The 16,818-nt window shown below is 48.1% G+C and carries 12 protein-coding genes; 4 read left to right on the forward strand and 8 right to left on the reverse strand.

All coding sequences use genetic code 11. The features are described 5' to 3' along the window. The first annotated feature begins 180 nt into the window (after positions 1-180). Positions 181-1,380 carry a hypothetical protein gene (locus tag KME11_09395; protein MBW4515426.1) on the forward strand — a complete coding sequence of 400 codons (1,200 nt, stop codon included), beginning with the start codon at positions 181-183 and terminating at the stop codon, positions 1,378-1,380. 38 nt (positions 1,381-1,418) lie between these two features. On the opposite strand, the gene KME11_09400 is transcribed toward KME11_09395, so the two are convergent. Together KME11_09400 and KME11_09405 are read right to left on the reverse strand one after the other, a co-directional pair. Beyond that, on the reverse strand, positions 1,419-2,708 hold the full coding sequence (locus KME11_09400; GenBank protein ID MBW4515427.1) for a glucose-1-phosphate adenylyltransferase: 1,290 nt from the start codon (positions 2,706-2,708) through the stop codon (positions 1,419-1,421). A gap of 203 nt (positions 2,709-2,911) precedes the next feature. Then, positions 2,912-6,361, reverse strand: coding sequence for a response regulator (locus KME11_09405; GenBank protein MBW4515428.1), 3,450 nt, complete (start codon positions 6,359-6,361; stop codon positions 2,912-2,914). Between the two features lie 218 nt (positions 6,362-6,579). Between KME11_09405 and KME11_09410 the strand changes: the two genes are divergently transcribed. Both KME11_09410 and KME11_09415 read left to right on the forward strand, forming a co-directional pair. Further along, positions 6,580-7,260, forward strand: coding sequence for a GNAT family N-acetyltransferase (locus tag KME11_09410; protein ID MBW4515429.1), 681 nt, complete (start codon positions 6,580-6,582; stop codon positions 7,258-7,260). A 14-nt stretch (positions 7,261-7,274) separates the two neighbouring features. Further along, positions 7,275-8,162 (forward strand): SDR family oxidoreductase, encoded by an 888-nt coding sequence (locus tag KME11_09415; GenBank protein MBW4515430.1) that lies wholly within the window; start codon positions 7,275-7,277, stop codon positions 8,160-8,162. 11 nt (positions 8,163-8,173) lie between these two features. Here the strand turns inward: KME11_09415 and KME11_09420 are convergent, their stop codons facing one another. Together KME11_09420 and KME11_09425 are read right to left on the reverse strand one after the other, a co-directional pair. Then, positions 8,174-8,542, reverse strand: a complete 369-nt coding sequence (locus KME11_09420) for a VOC family protein (protein ID MBW4515431.1) — start codon at positions 8,540-8,542, stop codon at positions 8,174-8,176. Positions 8,543-8,619: 77 nt separating this feature from the next. After that, entirely contained in the window at positions 8,620-9,381 is a 762-nt protein-coding gene (locus tag KME11_09425; GenBank protein MBW4515432.1) for a TIGR00297 family protein, read from the reverse strand. 346 nt (positions 9,382-9,727) lie between these two features. On the opposite strand from KME11_09425, the gene KME11_09430 reads away from it, so the two are divergent. After that, positions 9,728-12,508, forward strand: a complete 2,781-nt coding sequence (locus KME11_09430) for a GAF domain-containing protein (GenBank protein ID MBW4515433.1) — start codon at positions 9,728-9,730, stop codon at positions 12,506-12,508. A gap of 41 nt (positions 12,509-12,549) precedes the next feature. Here KME11_09430 and KME11_09435 read toward each other — a convergent pair whose 3' ends face one another. The 4 genes from KME11_09435 to KME11_09450 all read right to left on the reverse strand — a co-directional run bounded on the left by KME11_09435 (position 12,550) and on the right by KME11_09450 (position 16,805). Beyond that, on the reverse strand, positions 12,550-13,860 hold the full coding sequence (locus KME11_09435) for a 2-succinylbenzoate--CoA ligase (protein ID MBW4515434.1): 1,311 nt from the start codon (positions 13,858-13,860) through the stop codon (positions 12,550-12,552). After that, positions 13,845-14,786, reverse strand: coding sequence for an o-succinylbenzoate synthase (locus KME11_09440; GenBank protein MBW4515435.1), 942 nt, complete (start codon positions 14,784-14,786; stop codon positions 13,845-13,847). Before KME11_09440 ends, KME11_09435 begins: the two co-directional genes overlap by 16 nt. Positions 14,787-14,863: 77 nt before the next feature. Beyond that, positions 14,864-15,514, reverse strand: a complete 651-nt coding sequence (locus KME11_09445) for a DUF3318 domain-containing protein (protein MBW4515436.1) — start codon at positions 15,512-15,514, stop codon at positions 14,864-14,866. Positions 15,515-15,617: 103 nt separating this feature from the next. Next, complete coding sequence (locus tag KME11_09450; GenBank protein ID MBW4515437.1) at positions 15,618-16,805, reverse strand: DNA double-strand break repair nuclease NurA; 1,188 nt, start codon at positions 16,803-16,805, stop codon at positions 15,618-15,620. Between the last annotated feature and the right edge of the window lie 13 nt (positions 16,806-16,818).

A 16,818-nucleotide genomic window follows, 5' to 3' on the forward strand; every position in this document is an offset into this window, starting at 1 on the left:
AGATCAACCGTTATTTTTGTACAGATGGACACATATGTACGCATTGTGCGCATGTCATTTCTAAGAGAATCCAGAGCCAGTGCTTATCTACAAATCAGTTTACAAACGTATGATTCACGACAAATCAAATAACAATGCGCATATAAAATAAGCCCTATCACTTTAAGTTGGATGAGACAAATGACAAGCTTGGATCAAACCTTAAACAGCCGTCATCGTGGCAGACCCATGCTCTCCAAAGCTGAACGAAAGCGGGCAAGAAACTTATCAGTCTCTGATGAAGCTTGGAAAAAATTAGAAGAACAAATTCAGAGCTTATCGGTCAAAACGGCTTCTGAACTGGTTGAGAAAATTGGGCTAGGTCAGATTCAGTTAATCACAGCAGAATCATCAACCTTAGGAGATATCCCCATTTGCCGTCGGCTGAAGGCGTTGATGGAAAAGCCTATTGCTGCGTTTGGATCAATTTTGGCATTTGTGCGCCGTACCTGTTGGCAACTCAATCTTGAACCCTCTGATGCACGGGTTTATGACATTACGTTGAAGGCAAGCACCATCGTTTTCTATGCGGGTTATACCCATCCTGATGTTCTCATTAATAATCCCAGCGCTTTGACCAAGTGGCTGTGCTATGAAATTTTGCAAGCTGAAGCCGATCGCCAACCCCCGCAACAATCGCCCCTGGCTTGCACAAGGGGTGAACTCTCTGAAATTGAACCGTCTGAAGTTGAACGAATTTTTTGGCAAATTAACCACGCCTTCGATCGCCTAGAAATGGCAGCGCGATCGCCTGAATACAAAGCTCTCAAAATGAAAACCATGGACGGCTTAACTATCAAACAAATTAGCCGCATCTTCAAGCTGCAAAAACACGAAGTCAGCAAAGTTGAAGTGAGCCGCATGATTAAGCAAGGCTTGGTAAATTTTCGAGAGTTATTCTACGATGTCCAAGAAGACGTGTCGCACACCCTTGATGTAGCCCCTTCTCAAAACAGGCAACAGGTACAACAAACTGCCCAAAATTACCTAGAACTAGCACTGCAAAAAACTTTGACCGATAAAGCGTTAGGACAATTGCAGGATATTCTCTTGGCAACCAGCCATGACCCCTATTTAGATTTCTGGTTAAACGAAATTGATTACTGTCTGCGCGATCGCATCCCTTTTCTACAAAAGCACAACAGTAAAACGCTCGAACCTGATGCAGCCGTCGGAGACTTACTAGCAGAAAACCTCGAAGAACATCTTCTACAGAAAAAGAAAGAGATCGATCGAGAGTTAGCGTTTTGTCAGACTGCCCAACAGATCCAACAGGTGCTAGAAACCTATGCTGAAAAGGAGGCGATCGCCAAGCTATCCATTAAGCACCTGCTTAGCTAAACGACCCATTGGGGTTCATGAAGGAATGAGAATGAGAATTAAATGATTGTGTTGTCGGCGATCGTCGCTCCTTTAATCGTGACAATAATGCCACTGCGAATATAGAAGCCCAAATCTTCACGCTCCGCCTCTTGAACATTGTCCTTATTGATGATTTGGACATTTCGACCGATGCGCCCGTTCTTATCAATAATGGCCCGCCGAATAGTTGTATTCATACCAATGCCAATTGGCACACTGCCCCGCGCGATATCAGCTTCTCGGTCTGGAAGAGGCTGATAGAAATCTGCCCCCATCAACAAGGAATCTTGAATGGTGCAGCCCGACTCAATCCGAGTCCGAATTCCTAAAATTGAATGGTGAATTTGACAGTCTTTCATAATTGAGCCATCGCCAATCATGGAATCTGTCACTCGACAGTTTTGCATCTTGCTAGGTGGCAAGGCACGACCTCTAGTATAAATAGGAGCCTTTTCGTCGTAGAAGCTGAACGCAGGATGGGGATGCTGGGTCAGCGCCAAGTTGGCATCATAGAATGCTTCAATGGTTCCAATGTCTTCCCAGTAGCCATTGAATAAATACGCCTGAATATTATGGTCTATGGAAGCCGCCGGAATAATCTCTTTACCAAAGTCTGTTTGATCAGGATATTTCTTGAGAAGATCAACCAAAACCTGAGTGCTAAATACATAGATGCCCATTGAGGCAATATAAGGGCTGGCGATCGCCTGCTCAGGCGTTAGTCCCAAGGTTGTTGTATCGACCTGCATCTCATGAAGGGCATCGCCTTTAGGCTTCTCACTAAAGTCAATGATCTTTCCGTGGTCATCAATTTTCACGAGTCCAAAGTCAGAGGCGCGCTTCTCATCTACGGGCAACACCGAAATTGTAATGTCGGCTCCAGTATCTCGGTGGCGCTGCACAAACTTGGCATAGTCCATGCGATAGAGATGATCGCCTGAGAGAATTAAAAACTCGCTCACGTCCCATTCTTTGAACAAGGGAAGATACTGACGCACTGCATCTGCTGTGCCTTGAAACCAGTTGGGGTTTTCGGGAGTTCGTTGAGCCGCTAAAACTTCTACAAAACCCTCATGGAAGCCAGAAAAGCTGTAAGTACGAGAAAGATGTCGATTAAGAGAGGCTGAGTTGAACTGAGTTAGAACGTAAATCTTATAGATGTCTGAGTTAATGCAATTACTAACTGGAATATCGATCAAGCGATACTTCCCGGCAAGAGGCACGGCAGGTTTTGCTCGTAGCTTCGTTAAAGGATATAAACGGGTGCCAGCACCGCCGCCCAAAATGATTGCTAATACTTTTTTCACAAAGACCTCTTAACCGTTTCTTTATACTTCACGTACTCCCAAACTTTAGTGTCTGATGGTATGTGGAAGTTGGCAAGAGGTTATAGATACAAGATCATGAGGTCGCTAGAAGTTTGATCCCCATTTAGTCCGCTAGAGGATTGAGATCAGTTCACAGAACTAACTTAGGGGAGATCAGATTTACTAGAGTGATGAGTGTTGTTCTAGTGATCTGATTTCATTTTTACAGAGGGATCAGGATGGACAGAGAAGGTGAGGACAGTCTCGTCAACGCCTTTTAGTTGCAGCGGGCTGAACTTGGTAATGGTGTCTTCTTCTAGTTCTAAGTAATCTGCGACAGCCGCGGAAACGAGGATAGAGCTAGGTTCGGCAGCTTCTTGAATCCGGGCGGCAATGTTGACGCTAGGACCGATCGCCGTATAGTCCGATCGCACCGGACCGCCAAACATGCCTACAACAGCAGTGCCCTGATGAATGCCGCAGCGAAACTGCACCCTAGGGATGCCTTGAGCTTCCCACCGATCGTTGAGAGCCGCGAGGGAGCGATACATTTGGCGGGCAGCGGCGATCGCGCGTTTCACCTGCTCGTTAGGGCTAAGTTCTTCGGGGGCACCAAAAATTGCCAGAATTGCATCTCCCATAAACTTGTCTACTGTGCCGCCATTCTCAAAAATAGCGTGGGTCATTTCGGTCAAATATTCGTTGAGTAGTTCGGCAACCCGGCGCGATCGCAAATTGTTCGAGAGCTGCGTAAACCCAATAATGTCGCTAAACAAAATAGTAATCATCCGCGGTTCTGGACGTAAATCCAACGTCAGGTTGCCCTCAGCCGCTTTCTTCACTAACGATGGCGGCAAGAAGCGCCCTAAAACCGATTCGGTCAGGTAGGTATTCAACGCAGCGACCCGTTGCTCGTTTTCTTTGAGGGCAAGCAGGTTGCGCACCTCTGCCACTAGCTCCCGGTTATTAAAAGGCTTTGACAGGTAAGCATCTGCTCCTTTTTCGGCTCCTTCTAGTCGCGTGTCTTCATCCGCTTTAGCCGTTAACAGAATGATTGGAGTTCCTCTTAACGCCTCGTCTTGACGAATCATGCCGATCATTTCTAGCCCAGATACCATTGGCATCATCAGATCAGTAATGATGAGGTTAGGGCGATGGGATTGGACAACCTGGAAACCCTCAGCGCCATTCCGAGCAGTCAAAATCCGATGTCCCATCTGTTGCAGCACACCAGAAACATAGTTCCGCATATCGGCATTGTCTTCTACCACCAAAATTGTGGCGGTTTTTGCCAGTTCTGCCTCACCTGGCGCAGTGGGCAACGGGGAAGTTGGGGCGACTGCCAAAGCAGAGGGCAGCGGATTTTCGGTTTGTTGATGTGGGTCAGTGTCTACATCTGCCAGTTCAACCTGTGCCCGACTTTGTTCAATCTCTACTGGAATCTCAATGATCTGAGCCGTTGGTAAGTGAGTCGTCCCTGTTTGTAACCACACAGAAAAGCTCGTACCTTCGCCGTAAATTGATTCAACCGTAACTTGCCCACTATGCATTTCCACCAATTCTTTCACTAGAGACAGCCCTAAGCCGCTGCCTTCATGGCTGCGACTTGCTGAGCCGTCGGCTTGGCGAAAGCGATCGAACAAATGAGGAATTTGGTCAGGACGAATGCCAATGCCCGTATCTTTAACCTGCATTAAGCAATGATCGCCCTCCTGCCTGAGGATGATCTCAATTTTGCCGCCTGCTTCGGTAAACTTAATGGCATTGGATAGCAAGTTGTAGAGAACTTTATCAAATTTTTCTAGATCTAAATAAACTGCTGGACATTCTTCTAAATGAGGCAATAGGCGGATTTGCTTCTTTTCGCAGTAGGAGGCGAAGGAGCCGACCACTTGGTTGACAAACTCCAAGAGATTGCAAGGACGGAACTTGGGCTGCATCAGTCCTGCATCTAGGCGCTGCAAATCGAGCAGTTGGTTAACCAAGCGGAGTAAGCGGCGGGAGTTACGAAGGGCAATGACAGACTGGTCGTAGGAAAGTCCTTCTTCTTGGGCAACCGCAGATTCTAGAGGCCCAATTGTTAACGTTAAGGGTGTGCGGAACTCGTGGGAGACGTTTTGAAAAAACTCGGTTTTTTGTTTGTCGAGTTCAAGCAATTGCTCTGCCTGCTGCCGCATGGTTTGGTACAGCCGAGACTGCTGCACGGCGATCGCTGCTTGAGCGGCTACAGCCTGAGCCAGACCTATTTCAGCCGTTTCCCAGCGCCGAGGCTGGCGAGTTTGGCGCAAGGAAATGCTGCCAATGATCTTGCCATCGTATAGCAGGGGCACGACTAAGAGGGCACGAGCAGGCGATCGGAGCAGCATATCAGTCACATTCAGTTCTAACTGATCGCTCACATCATCAATCACGACTGGAGCCTGCGTCTCCAGTAATTGCTTCAGAACAGGATTTCCCTCAATAGGAGCTTTAGACTGCGGTAACAGTGGCTGTTGCTCTTCGTTGGCATCATGTAAACCCACGCACTGGACAAACTCATCTTCTTCAGTCCACAAAGACAAAGCACAGCCATCGGCATGAAGCGCTTGCCCAAGCTGCTGAGTAATAGCAGCAAAAATTTCCTGAGGATCGAGGCTAGAGCGAATCGCCGCCGTAATGGTGTTAACTAATGCCTCTCGTTTCGCCAAAGCTCGGACTTGCTCATAGGCTCTTGCCTGAGACAAAGCCAGGGCAGCTTGATCTGCCACCATCCTAATCAGCTGAACTTCGTCGTCTTCCCAGGTGCGCGGCTTACCGCATTGGTGCAACGCCAGAACTGCCATCAAATCTTGCTGAAGGACAAGGGGGACAATCAAGCTAGAGACGATTCCAGCCGCCTGGTATGCCTGCCGACGGAGATCTTTTACATCTCCCTGGATTCGTTCGTCAGTTTGAGCCTCATTAATGACCTGAACTTGACGGGTTTCCCAAAGGGTATGCGCCAGGCTGCTGGAGCTACCATCCATTCGTGACAAAGAGATTTCTGAAGTCGCTTGTCCTGCACCAGGAGCCGGAATCGTGTAGACAAACCACTCGTCTTCTAAGTGTCCGTTTTGAAAAGGACGGAGAAGGCAGCAGTCTACCTCAAACATGTGCCCGACTGTCTCCACAATGGTTTGGAGAATTTCTTGGTAACTGAGGGCACTGCGAATGGTGTTGGTGACTGCATTGAGCAACGACTCTTGCCGCAGCGTGCGCTGAAGCTCTTGAGTACGGGCTTTGAGAATGCTATGGGTATCTGCGGCTTGGCGCACCACGACTTTGAGTTCGTCGTCGTCCCACGGCTTAGTAACATATTTGAAGACTTTGCCAGAGTTAATGGCTTCTACCAAATCGCCCACGTCGGTATAACCCGTGAGAATGATTCGAATCGTATCGGGATATTGGGTTGCCGTCAGACCCAAAAACTCCGTGCCGCTCATGAGCGGCATTCGTTGGTCTGAAATGATGACAGCGACCTCGCCCTGGCGATCGAGAATCTCTAGGGCAGCCGGGCCGCTTTCTGCTTTCAGCACCTTGAACTCGCGGTGAAAGATGCGATAAAGCAGATCTAGGTTATCCGGTTCGTCATCAACAACAAGGATCGTGAACTTGGTTTTAGTCTTTACATTCATAGCTTTCAGCATTGATCTCGGAGAGATGCCTGCATAAAGAGTTCCCAATTCTGGAAGAGCATAACCTTGAGAAAAGTAAAAGAAGGCAAAGAAATTTGATGCTTTTTGTTTTTTCCTTAACGAATCAGTAGCGAGTTCTCAGGAATTCCTTTGATCGAGTCGTAAAAGCTAGGTCGAAAATGCCAGACTAAAATAGAGGCATTCCATTTCATTCAGCCATGTCTACATCTCCTTTCCCTCGCAACTGGTCGGGTGACTTACCTCAAAATGGAGGTGCAAGTCCTTGGGGCAGAACACTTCCTGTGGCAGTTCGATCTGTTCAGCAACAGGACTTGGCAAGCTTGGCGGAGGTTTTGGTCAATAGCTTTCATTCCAAGGCAGGCATATTGGGGCTTCTTTACCCCTTATTAAGAATGGGAATTTACGAGGACTTACGGAGCCGATTGCGGAATAAGACCCACCGATATGTCTGTTTAGTTGCGGTTCATACCTCTAAAACAGAGACGTTCAATGCGGCACATCTGCACCAGTTAGCCACGATACCGAGGATGGTCGATTGTCCGATCGGCACCGTCGAGCTAACGGTTCGAGCCTCTCAGCCCTGGCACACACGTCAAGGCACTGGATATCTTTACCTTTCTAACTTGGCAGTGCAAGCTGAATATCGCTGTCATGGGGTTGCTCAGCAGCTATTACAAGCTTGCGAACAAACAGCGCTGGACTGGGGATTTGAAAATATTTATCTTCATGTTTTGGAAAATAACGCTTCTGCACGGCGGCTGTACCGGAAGGCGGGTTACCAACTTCATGAAGTAGAGACAGGGATAGGGACGTGGTTATTGGGGCAGCCGAAGCAATTGTTTCTGCGAAAGGTTTTGGTCAATCGGTCAGTAACTTGAAGGAGGATCGACCTATGTTTTTAGTGACAGGTGCAACGGGGGAGCTAGGACGTAAGATTGTGAGCTTGCTTCGACAAAGAGCGATCGCGGTAAGAGCATTTGTACGCCTTACCTCTCGGTATGGAGAGTTGGAGCAGCGGGGCGCAGAAGTTTTTATTGGAGATTTGCAGCAGGAGCGGGATATTCAGAAGGCTTGTCAGGGAGCGCAGTATGTGATCAGTGCCCATGGCTCGAATGAGTTTAATCGAGGTAAACCTGAGGCGATCGATTATCGAGCAAATGTTGATTTGATTGATGCGGCTAAAGCGGCAGGTGTGCAGCACTTCGTCTTTATTTCGGTGCTCGGAGCCGATCGCGGCTATGAAGATGCGCCTGTGTTCAAAGCAAAGTGGGCAGTCGAGCAATATCTCAGAGCCAGTGGGTTGAACTTCACGATTTTGCGTCCCTCTGGGTTTTCATCTAATTTACTGCCTTTGGCAGAACGATTTCAGCAAACGGGCATTTATCTATTGATTGGTGATCCCAAAAACCGATCGTCTATTGTCAGTATCGACGACTTAGCACGAATTGCTGTTGACTCAGTAAGCGTGGAAGGGGCGCGTAATCAAGCTTTGCCTGTAGGAGGGGCGCAGGCTTTAACACGAGATGAAGTTCCTCAAATTTTTGGGCGAATTTTTAACCGACAGCCACTGATTATCAATCCGCCTTTGGCAGCGCTAGATGGAGTAAGGGCACTGTTGGGCTTTGTGAACCCAGACTCGCAGGAAGCTTTAGGAACCTTGCGATCGCTCCTGGCTAACGAGTTCTTCTGCACGCCCACCGAGATTCAGCACCTAGAAACGTTGTTTAATTTCAAGCTAGAAACGTTGGAAAGCTACTTGCGGCGCTATCTTAGCGTTTAAGATCTTAGTGTTTAAGCCAATCCAGATACCAGTGACAGCCCATTGCGATCTGGATCAAGGAGGCTAACGGTGGTGCCTCCCCACGCCTGCTCTTGCGGTTTGCCCATGAACTCTACGCCACGGGTCGCCAGATCCCTATAGACTTTATCAACATCTTCAACGCTAAAAGATAGCCCTGCAAACCGTCCTACTAAGTTTGGCTGGCTGCCTTCGGTAACCTTTTCAACGACTAGAGAGACGCTGCCCAAGTCAAAAAGTAGAAAGCCTTTATCTCTGCCATCTGCCTTAAGAGGCATTTCTAGCAGATCGCAGTAAAACTGTTTGGCGCGTTCAATATCAGTGACAAACAAACGAACGGTGTTGAGCATCCAAGCGTTCATGGTCTTGTCCTCTCTCAGGTAAAAGGGTAGAAATTATCTCTATTGCGTCATTATTCCCTAACTTTATTTTGTTATTTTTACAGACCGGATGGCAATGCTAAAGCGATCAAAATAGCGACGATCGCTCCAATTAAAGTATTCAAAATATTGACCACATCATGGGTGAGCCAGCCTACCTTGCCTTCAATGGTCGCTCCAATCAAGCTTTCAATATTGGTAGCAATGAAAGCCGCGATCGCACAAATCCCAATTCCCACGGGGCTAATTAGACCCACTAGCCAGGCTAGGGTGGCGATCGCAATGGAACCTACGATTCCGGCTAACGTTCCCTCTAAGCTAACGGCTCCCTCAGTGCCCCGAGGGACAGCCTGTAAGGTCGTGATCAAAAACGTTCGCTGTCCGTAAGCTTTGCCAATCTCTGTGCCACACGTATCTGCTAGTTTGGTGCCAATACTAGCCACGTAGGCCAACTGTAAAAGCGGCACCCAACTTTGAGCATCACTAGAGCCATTCCAGTTTGCCCAATAAACTCCCAGCGCACAAAACGCGCCAATTAACGCCGATCCCCAAACGTTCTCAGGGCCTCTCGCCCCCGATCGCTTTTCGGCAATTCCTAGCGCCTCTTTTTGTGCTATTCCAATCCGAGTCACAGCAGAACCTACCAGAAAGTAAAACATCATCACCCCATAGCCTCGCCACCCCAACGTGCCCCAAAGGATAATACCTAGCGCTCCAGCGTGGAGAAGTCCGGCAGGGGTCAACAGCTTTTTGGGGGCGAGGGCAGCGATCGCCATCAGTCCAGCATTTAGTCCAAAGCCAATCAGCCAAGGAGTAACCATAGGAAAATTTAAGAAGGAATTGAAGTGAGAAGACAGTCTTAGAGGATGTCTGAGAAGTATCAAAGATTCTTACACTCGCCCCCCAAATCCCCCATTTTGGGGCAGGGACTTCCGAGCCACTCCTTCTTCAAAGTCCCCCAAAATGGGGGATTTAGGGGGCGGATTGGATAGCAACCTAGACTTCTCAGACAACCTCTTAGTGATTTTCGCATAAGTGCTGAGAAGCGTCACACCATCTAGGAAACTATTGGCACTATCAAAAATCAAAGAAATGTTTAAGAAATTGTAGTGATGCTACAGCAATGGGAAACCTACCAGAGAAGACCGAACTTAGCGATGCCTGCCCATGACTCCCTTAACAGCCGCAGAGAAGAACCATTTTGCCAAGGAAAGTAGCCTTCTCCGTCGAATTAATCAACAAATTCGCCGATCAATAGAGCTTAAAGATATTTTGAGCACTACAACAAACGAGGTGCGAGCATTTTTAGGGAGCGATCGCGTCAAAATCTATCAGTTTCACGCAGACAGTAGTGGTGAAGTGGTCGCTGAATCCATCCATAACCATCGGCTGCCGCCGTTGATGGGGCTAAGTTTTCCAGCCGATGATATTCCTGCCCAAGCACGACAGCTTTTTGTAGAAATTCAAGCGCGGGTCATGGTAGATGTCGCTAATCGACTCGTTGGACAAAGTTTTTGCCGCAATCTAGAAACCGGAGAACAGATTGCCGAGGAGGTTCGCTATCGACCCATCGATCCTTGTCATGCCGAGTATTTAACGGCGATGGGGGTTAAGTCTTCGATGACGCTGCCCATTCTTTATCACGATCAATTATGGGGATTGCTAGTTGCGCATCATTCAGAACCGCAAGAAATCTCAATGGACGACTTACAGGCAGTGCAAGGAGTAGTGGATCAAATTTCTGTCGCGATCGCTCAGTCTACGCTGCTTGCCCAAGCCCACGATCGTGCCGAGCGAGAAGCACAGCTTAATCACATTACCAACCTACTTCACTCCCGCTCCACCATAGAACTACAGGCGGCTTTAGAAACAGCCGTGACGACCTTTAAAGGTTCTGGCGGCAGGCTCTGCATCAAATCTGAATCGTTTAACAACAAAGGAAACGATGCGTCTCTCAGCTTTGCGAACTGTACAGAGGCAAACTGTTGTGCCATTCAGCTTTACCTGGATGGTAAACAGCCCCTCATGCCTGAACTAGCGATGTACCCTTTAATGGAGCAGTACTCGGTTTGGCAAGAGTACTTTCAAGCCCATAAGTTTCAGCCGTGGGCAATTTCAGATATTTACAACACGCCGCCGCTCCGGAACCTCCAACCCGCCTTCCGCGCCACAAAAATCCGGGGGATGTTGGTGGTACCTCTCCAGTACCGTCAACGCACCTTGGGTTACTTGAGCATTTTTCGAGATGAGTTTGCTACTGAAACGCTTTGGGCAGGACAGTTTGACCCAGATCAGCGACAGCTTTATCCCCGGCAATCCTTTGAACTTTGGCGCGATACCCGTAAAGCCCAGTCTTGTGAGTGGACGGCGCAGGAAATCAAACTAGGGCGTACCCTGGGCATTCACTTTGCCACAGCAATTCAACAGTCAGAAACCCATCAACAACTTCAAATTCTTAATGACAATTTAGAACATCTCAATGCGGGATTAGAGCAAAAAATATTTGAGCAAACTTCGGCACTCTGGCAGACTCATGAGCTACAGCAGATTTTGTTTCAGGTTGTTGTTAAAATGCGGAACTCGCTTGACCTGGACACGATTTTTAAGACCACGGCTCAGGAAGTGAGGCGATCGCTCAAGGTCGATCGGGTTGGTATATATCGGTTTACACCTGGCTCAGCCTGCTATGAAGGAGAGTTCGTCTCAGAAGATTGCTTACCTAAAGTTCTTTCTAATTTAGGTAAGAAAATCTATGACCACCACTTTCAAAAAGAATATGCAACTTCTTACCATCAAGGACGGATGCAGGTTCTTAATGATATCCGCACGTCCGGTTTACAGCAGTGCCATATAGAGTTGCTCGAAGGTTTACAGGTTAGGGCACAAATTGTTGTCCCTCTGGTGCGGCAAGAAGAGCTATGGGGACTTTTATGCATTCATCAATGCACCCAGCCTCGGGAATGGGAGCGTTCGGAAATTCAGTTTATTACCCAAATTGCCGCCCAGCTTGACGTGGCGATCCAGCAAGCCGAGTTACTTGCCCGAACTCAACAGCAATCCCATCAGCTTGCAGAAACTCTGGCTAATCTTCAAGAAACGCAACTCCAGCTCGTGCAAACCGAAAAAATGTCTAGTTTGGGGCATTTAGTTGCAGGCATTGCCCATGAAATCAACAATCCGATCAACTTTATCCATGGCAATGTTCATCATATTAATCACTATATTGAGGACATTCTAAATCTGCTGGATCTTTACCAGAAGCACTATGCTGATCCTCCAGCAGAAATTTATAACCGAGAGCAAGAACTAGACCTTAACTTCTTACGAGCAGACTTCCCAAAAATTCTTACGTCAATGAAGATAGGAACTGAGCGGATTCGTCAGATTGTCCTGTCTCTCAGAAATTTCTCGCGTCTTGACCAAGCCGACATGAAGCAGGTCGATATTCATGAAGGCATTGATAGCACCCTTTTAATTCTGCAACATCGCTTGAAAACTCAATCTATTAATGAGATCGAACTGATTAGAGAGTATGGTGATTTGCCGTTGGTGGAATGTTATGCCGGACAGGTCAATCAGGTGTTAATGAATTTGTTGAGTAATGCGATCGATGCCCTTGAAGAAAGCCCAGATTTTCTATCTGTTAATGCTGATGAGGATAGCCATGAGGTGATGATACGCCCCAGAATCCATATCCGGACTGAGGTTCTAGAAAATCAGCGGGTGGCAATTCGGATTGCTGACAATGGCAAGGGTATTCCCGAAAAAGCTCGAAACAATCTGTTTGATCCTTTCTTTACAACTAAGCCTGTCGGGAAGGGAACTGGGCTAGGGTTATCAATTAGTTACCAAATTATTGCAGATAAACATCAAGGTAGCCTTAAATATTTCTCGGCTCTAGGGAAAGGGACAGAATTTGTCATAGAACTACCCATTCGACAATCCTGATGCGATCCAGACGCGATCGCGCAGTTTTTTGACAATCTGGACTAAGAGTTCTGTTGAAATGACAGGAGTTTTGTGCGAATGAGCGTATCATTAATTTTTCCTTGTTCGTTCCGAGGCAGTTTCTCAACACAAATCCACTGCTTCGGATGTTTGTATTTACTCAGTGCTTGGTTGAGAAAAAATTGAATCATCAAAACGGTTACTTTTACGTTCACCGGGACATAAACCACCGTGATCATTTCTCCCCAATGAGGCTCGGCTAATCCTAATACATAAACATCTCTAACCAGTCCACTTGCCCGAATTGCAGCCTCAACTTCAGCCGGAAAAACGTTTTCCCCTCCGGTAATAATTTTCTGACTATTGCGACCGATGATATGAAGATAGTTTGCGGCATCGAAGTAGCCCAAGTCATCGGTTTGGAACAGGGGCGTTGAGAACAAATGAGGATAGTAGCCTAAGGCAAGGGAGCGAGCCTGAATTGCGATCGCTCCATTTTCTGCGATCGTAAGCTGCGCATGGGGCAAAACCTGTCCGCACCCGGTCTTTCCCTGCAAAAAATCCTTTGGCTTGAGCGTTGCTATTTGTGAAGCTGTTTCAGTCATGCCATAGGTTGGAGCCAATTGAATCTGCTGCTGCCTGGCAATTTCTAGTAATTCTGCCCAGGCGGGTGCGCCCCCCAGTAAGACTGTCTGAAACTGGGATAGCTGTGAGGATGCACTTTGTAATAGTCTCTGAAGCTGGGTCGGAACAAGGGATAGAAAAAATTCTGATGGATCAATGGAGATAAAATCAAGGCTTTTGCATGAAGAAATAACAAATTTTCCCTTCGTGAGGAGCGATCGCAAGAACTGCATTAAACCACTGACATGATAGAGCGGCAAAACACAAAAAGAACTCACTTTCTCGACCTGAAAATACTCATAAAATCCCATCACTGAGAATGATAATGTCTCATAGGTATGAATGACAAAGCGAACCTTTCCCGACGATCCGCCAGTCGGAATCATAATCCAACCCGGCGTTGTAGGGGGCAACTCGATTTGCAAAAGATTCGGCGGAGTTATTCCCCAAATTAAATCAGGGTTAACTTGCTGGAATACTTGCTGCCATTCTGATTCAGTCCAACCAGAATTTGCTAAAAACACGGGACAATGGGCGGTAGAGGCAGCAATAAAGCCAGCTAAAAAATAGAGTGGATCACGCTCTGAAATCAAGATAGTTGGATATTTCTTGGGGTGCTGAACGATCGCTTGATATCGATCTTCAGCTAGGTGAACTAGCGTCTGGCGATCGATGCCTCTCAGCCAGTCATCCTGACGGCTTTGAAGAATGACTAAAGGCTCTGCCATAGTTGTTCACCGTCAAGTTGATTCAAATCATCATCAAACCAGTGATTGACTCCAAACCCGATCGCTCTTTCCTGTGTTGAAAGCGATGGAATTAAATGATCTTGAATGTAGCGTTGAGCGATCGCGGTTTCAAATACCGACGACCAAACGATATCGATCCCATGGTTATTACAAAATGCTCGTAACCTTGAAGGAGAACCCGCGATCGCAGCTTTCACCACAAAAATGCCGCGCCATCCTAATTCATAGCAGTGTTCAAGTTGCTCAATAGTTGCCACAGATTCGTCCAGGGCGATCGGGGTTTGGTGCTGGTGGCTAAGCTGTAGCATTGCATCGAATTGAGCGGGCGGTAGGGGCTGCTCTAAAAACTCTACACCGTAGCGATCGCATTTTTGCAACCATAAATTTGCGTCTTCCCAACTCAAACCCCCATTGGCATCAAGCCGAAGCCGAGTCTGAGTTGGAAGAGCAGTCACAAGTTTTTCAAAGATTGCCATCTCCTGATGAATAGGTGCAACGCCAATCTTCCACTTAAAGGTACGCGTACCTTGGTTCCAGAGCGATCGCCAAGCCTGAATGGCAGCAGATCCAGTGGGCAGCAGAGTGCTGTAAGTTAGCCTTCTCGCTAGAGCATGATTCTTTAAGCCCTCCCAAGCTGACTCGAAACCGAAGCGGCAGGCTGGTAGGTAAGCAGGAATCTGAGAAATTTTGGATTGGTCGATCTCAGTCAACGATTGGCACAACCGTAGCGCTTGCTCAAAGCTTTCGCTGCCAAATGCCTCAAGCGGTGCAATTTCGCCCCAGCTTGTTTGCTGGCGATCGCTAAGGCGTAAAATAATGCCCTCTCGCACCTTCCATAGTCCATGATGCGTGACAAGGGGCTGTTTAAAAGAGCGCTGATAGCAGCGAAACTCGACTTTTAGCATAAGAGATGCTCTTTAAACACTTTAAGGGGAACCCCTAAAGCTCAAAAGTTCCCCTCACCAGTATTCGATAACCTTGACTAAGAATAGTAATCGGCTTCGGCGGGTGCTTTAGAACGAGATTTAGCCTTATTGGCGCTCTTCTTCAAAGCTTCGAGCCGCGCTTCGTACTTTTTACGCTGCTTCTTTTTCGGCGTTTGTTCAATCAATACTTTCAACGCGCTCCCCAAACTCTTATAAGCATTAGGCAACGTGTAGCCAAAACGTGTCGCGAGGGCGATCGCCTTTTCATCGGCTTCAATGGCTTCATTGAGAATCTTTTGGCTATTGTTTCGTTGATACAAGCGATAGCCCGAAACGCCACAGAGCGCTGTCGCCAAAAGCAGCAGCAGCCCATCCTGAACCCAAAGCTCACCGACTGCACCGCCTAACCCGATCGCCAGCGCCGCCATTTCCCAACCGTCTCTAGGAATCGTGTCGTTTTGAACACGAGCCACTTCATGCCAGAACATCAGGTTGCGCTGGTCTAGAGCTAATTGATCCCATTTAACTAAATCGACCTGGACTTCTATTTCATCCTTGCCGATTTCTTCGCTAGTGATGAGGGGCGGATTCACAGCCGTTGCCGCCTCAATCATGACCCAGCTTTTTAGTTCGGGGGGCAGTAAGGTCTTTAGCCGTCGGAGTTCGCTCAGATCGGATCGAGCTGTAGAAGTGGCGAATGAGGTCATAATCCGGGGGTTGATACGGAGGTTTAATTTAGGAGTATAGCGGTCTTTTTCACTATCTTCCTATCTTAACTTTTGGTTTAACAGATGGGGCGAACGGATGGGGCTAGGCAATACTGTTGCGTTTCCGAGATTCTTTGTAGGAGGTGCCGATATTTTTCAGCCCAGCGCGAATCATTTGTTGCTCAAGGAGGGCAAAGAAGCGGGTGCGATCGCCCCCTCTAACTACCGCCTGATTATGTGCCTCTGCTAAAGCCACCGGATAGCCATAGCCCTTGTGCACCTGTGTTAGCGTCAGGCTCAGCGCCGAATCTAAAAGCACTGGATCTTCGGCAACCCACGCCGGAAACTCCACCCGCGCCACTTCAGACCCCATATGGATATAGCAAAAATAAACGACATGATCGCCATAGGCTTCGAGAACTTTGGCAGAGCTTTTCCAAATCAAACTTCGCTGTCCGGGCGTTAGGAGCATTGACCAGAGCGCCGTATCTCGCAAGGGTGAAAAGACTTGACAGGGAGCCTGATCGGTTTTTCCGGGGCAGTTGGTCGAGCAATCGGGAGCCATGAAGGGGCAAGTGTGCAGGCGTAGAAAATTGACAGCCTCGCTGCTTCGGGCGGCACTAATATAGCTGACGAGGGGAACACCAGCAGCACGAAGTTGCTCCCAGGCTTGGAGCATGGGCGGTAGGATGCGATCGCGGGCATCGGCGGGTAATGACTCTAGAAACCAGTGAATTAGGGAGCCATCGACCATGGCTAAGGTAGGGGAATTTTGAAGTGGGTCTGCTGCCAGACTGATGCCAATTTCAGCTAACACGACTGCCTCTGAAACTGTGCGCTGATAGCCTATCCATTCTTCAGTACGAATGCCCCATTGCCGAGAAACATAAAGATCTTCGGGGCGGTAAAAAATCTCGGGCAGGCTGTCTAGAAGCGGGTGACGGTTTTGCCCATAGTGGAAGACGACACGCCCAACGTTGATCAAGTAACAGTAGGCGATTTCGTGGTGGCTGGGCGCAATTTGCGAGCCATCTGTGGCGATAACGGTATGGCTAGGGGGCGCGGCAGTCAGATCGATGCGCGTGTCTAGGGGTTCGATGGGTTCAGCGGCGGTAAACCCAAGGCGATCGCGCCAAATTTGCTGCTGGGCTACCAGGTCTGCTTGCCGTTCTCTGGCTTGCTCTAGCAGTCGGTGTGCTAAGTCTAGGCGTTGCCGAGTAGCAGCAGCTTCTTGGTTCAAATGTTGACCAATGCCCTGCATTTGGCAAGCGAGTTTCGTCAGGTCGAGCATGGGCGACGATCCA

The sequence above is a fragment of the Timaviella obliquedivisa GSE-PSE-MK23-08B genome (genome assembly GCA_019358855.1).
GTDB lineage: Bacteria > Cyanobacteriota > Cyanobacteriia > Elainellales > Elainellaceae > Timaviella > Timaviella obliquedivisa.

Excerpts from the sequence above, each read along its gene's own strand:
- KME11_09395 (MBW4515426.1), top strand. The coding sequence starts at position 181 with ATGACAAGCTTGGATCAAACCTTAAACAGCCGTCATCGTGGCAGACCC.
- KME11_09405 (MBW4515428.1), bottom strand. The coding sequence starts at position 6,361 with ATGAATGTAAAGACTAAAACCAAGTTCACGATCCTTGTTGTTGATGAC.
- KME11_09410 (MBW4515429.1), top strand. The coding sequence starts at position 6,580 with ATGTCTACATCTCCTTTCCCTCGCAACTGGTCGGGTGACTTACCTCAA.
- KME11_09415 (MBW4515430.1), top strand. The coding sequence starts at position 7,275 with ATGTTTTTAGTGACAGGTGCAACGGGGGAGCTAGGACGTAAGATTGTG.
- KME11_09420 (MBW4515431.1), bottom strand. The coding sequence starts at position 8,542 with ATGAACGCTTGGATGCTCAACACCGTTCGTTTGTTTGTCACTGATATT.
- KME11_09425 (MBW4515432.1), bottom strand. The coding sequence starts at position 9,381 with ATGGTTACTCCTTGGCTGATTGGCTTTGGACTAAATGCTGGACTGATG.
- KME11_09430 (MBW4515433.1), top strand. The coding sequence starts at position 9,728 with ATGACTCCCTTAACAGCCGCAGAGAAGAACCATTTTGCCAAGGAAAGT.
- KME11_09435 (MBW4515434.1), bottom strand. The coding sequence starts at position 13,860 with ATGGCAGAGCCTTTAGTCATTCTTCAAAGCCGTCAGGATGACTGGCTG.
- KME11_09440 (MBW4515435.1), bottom strand. The coding sequence starts at position 14,786 with ATGCTAAAAGTCGAGTTTCGCTGCTATCAGCGCTCTTTTAAACAGCCC.
- KME11_09445 (MBW4515436.1), bottom strand. The coding sequence starts at position 15,514 with ATGACCTCATTCGCCACTTCTACAGCTCGATCCGATCTGAGCGAACTC.
- KME11_09450 (MBW4515437.1), bottom strand. The coding sequence starts at position 16,805 with ATGCTCGACCTGACGAAACTCGCTTGCCAAATGCAGGGCATTGGTCAA.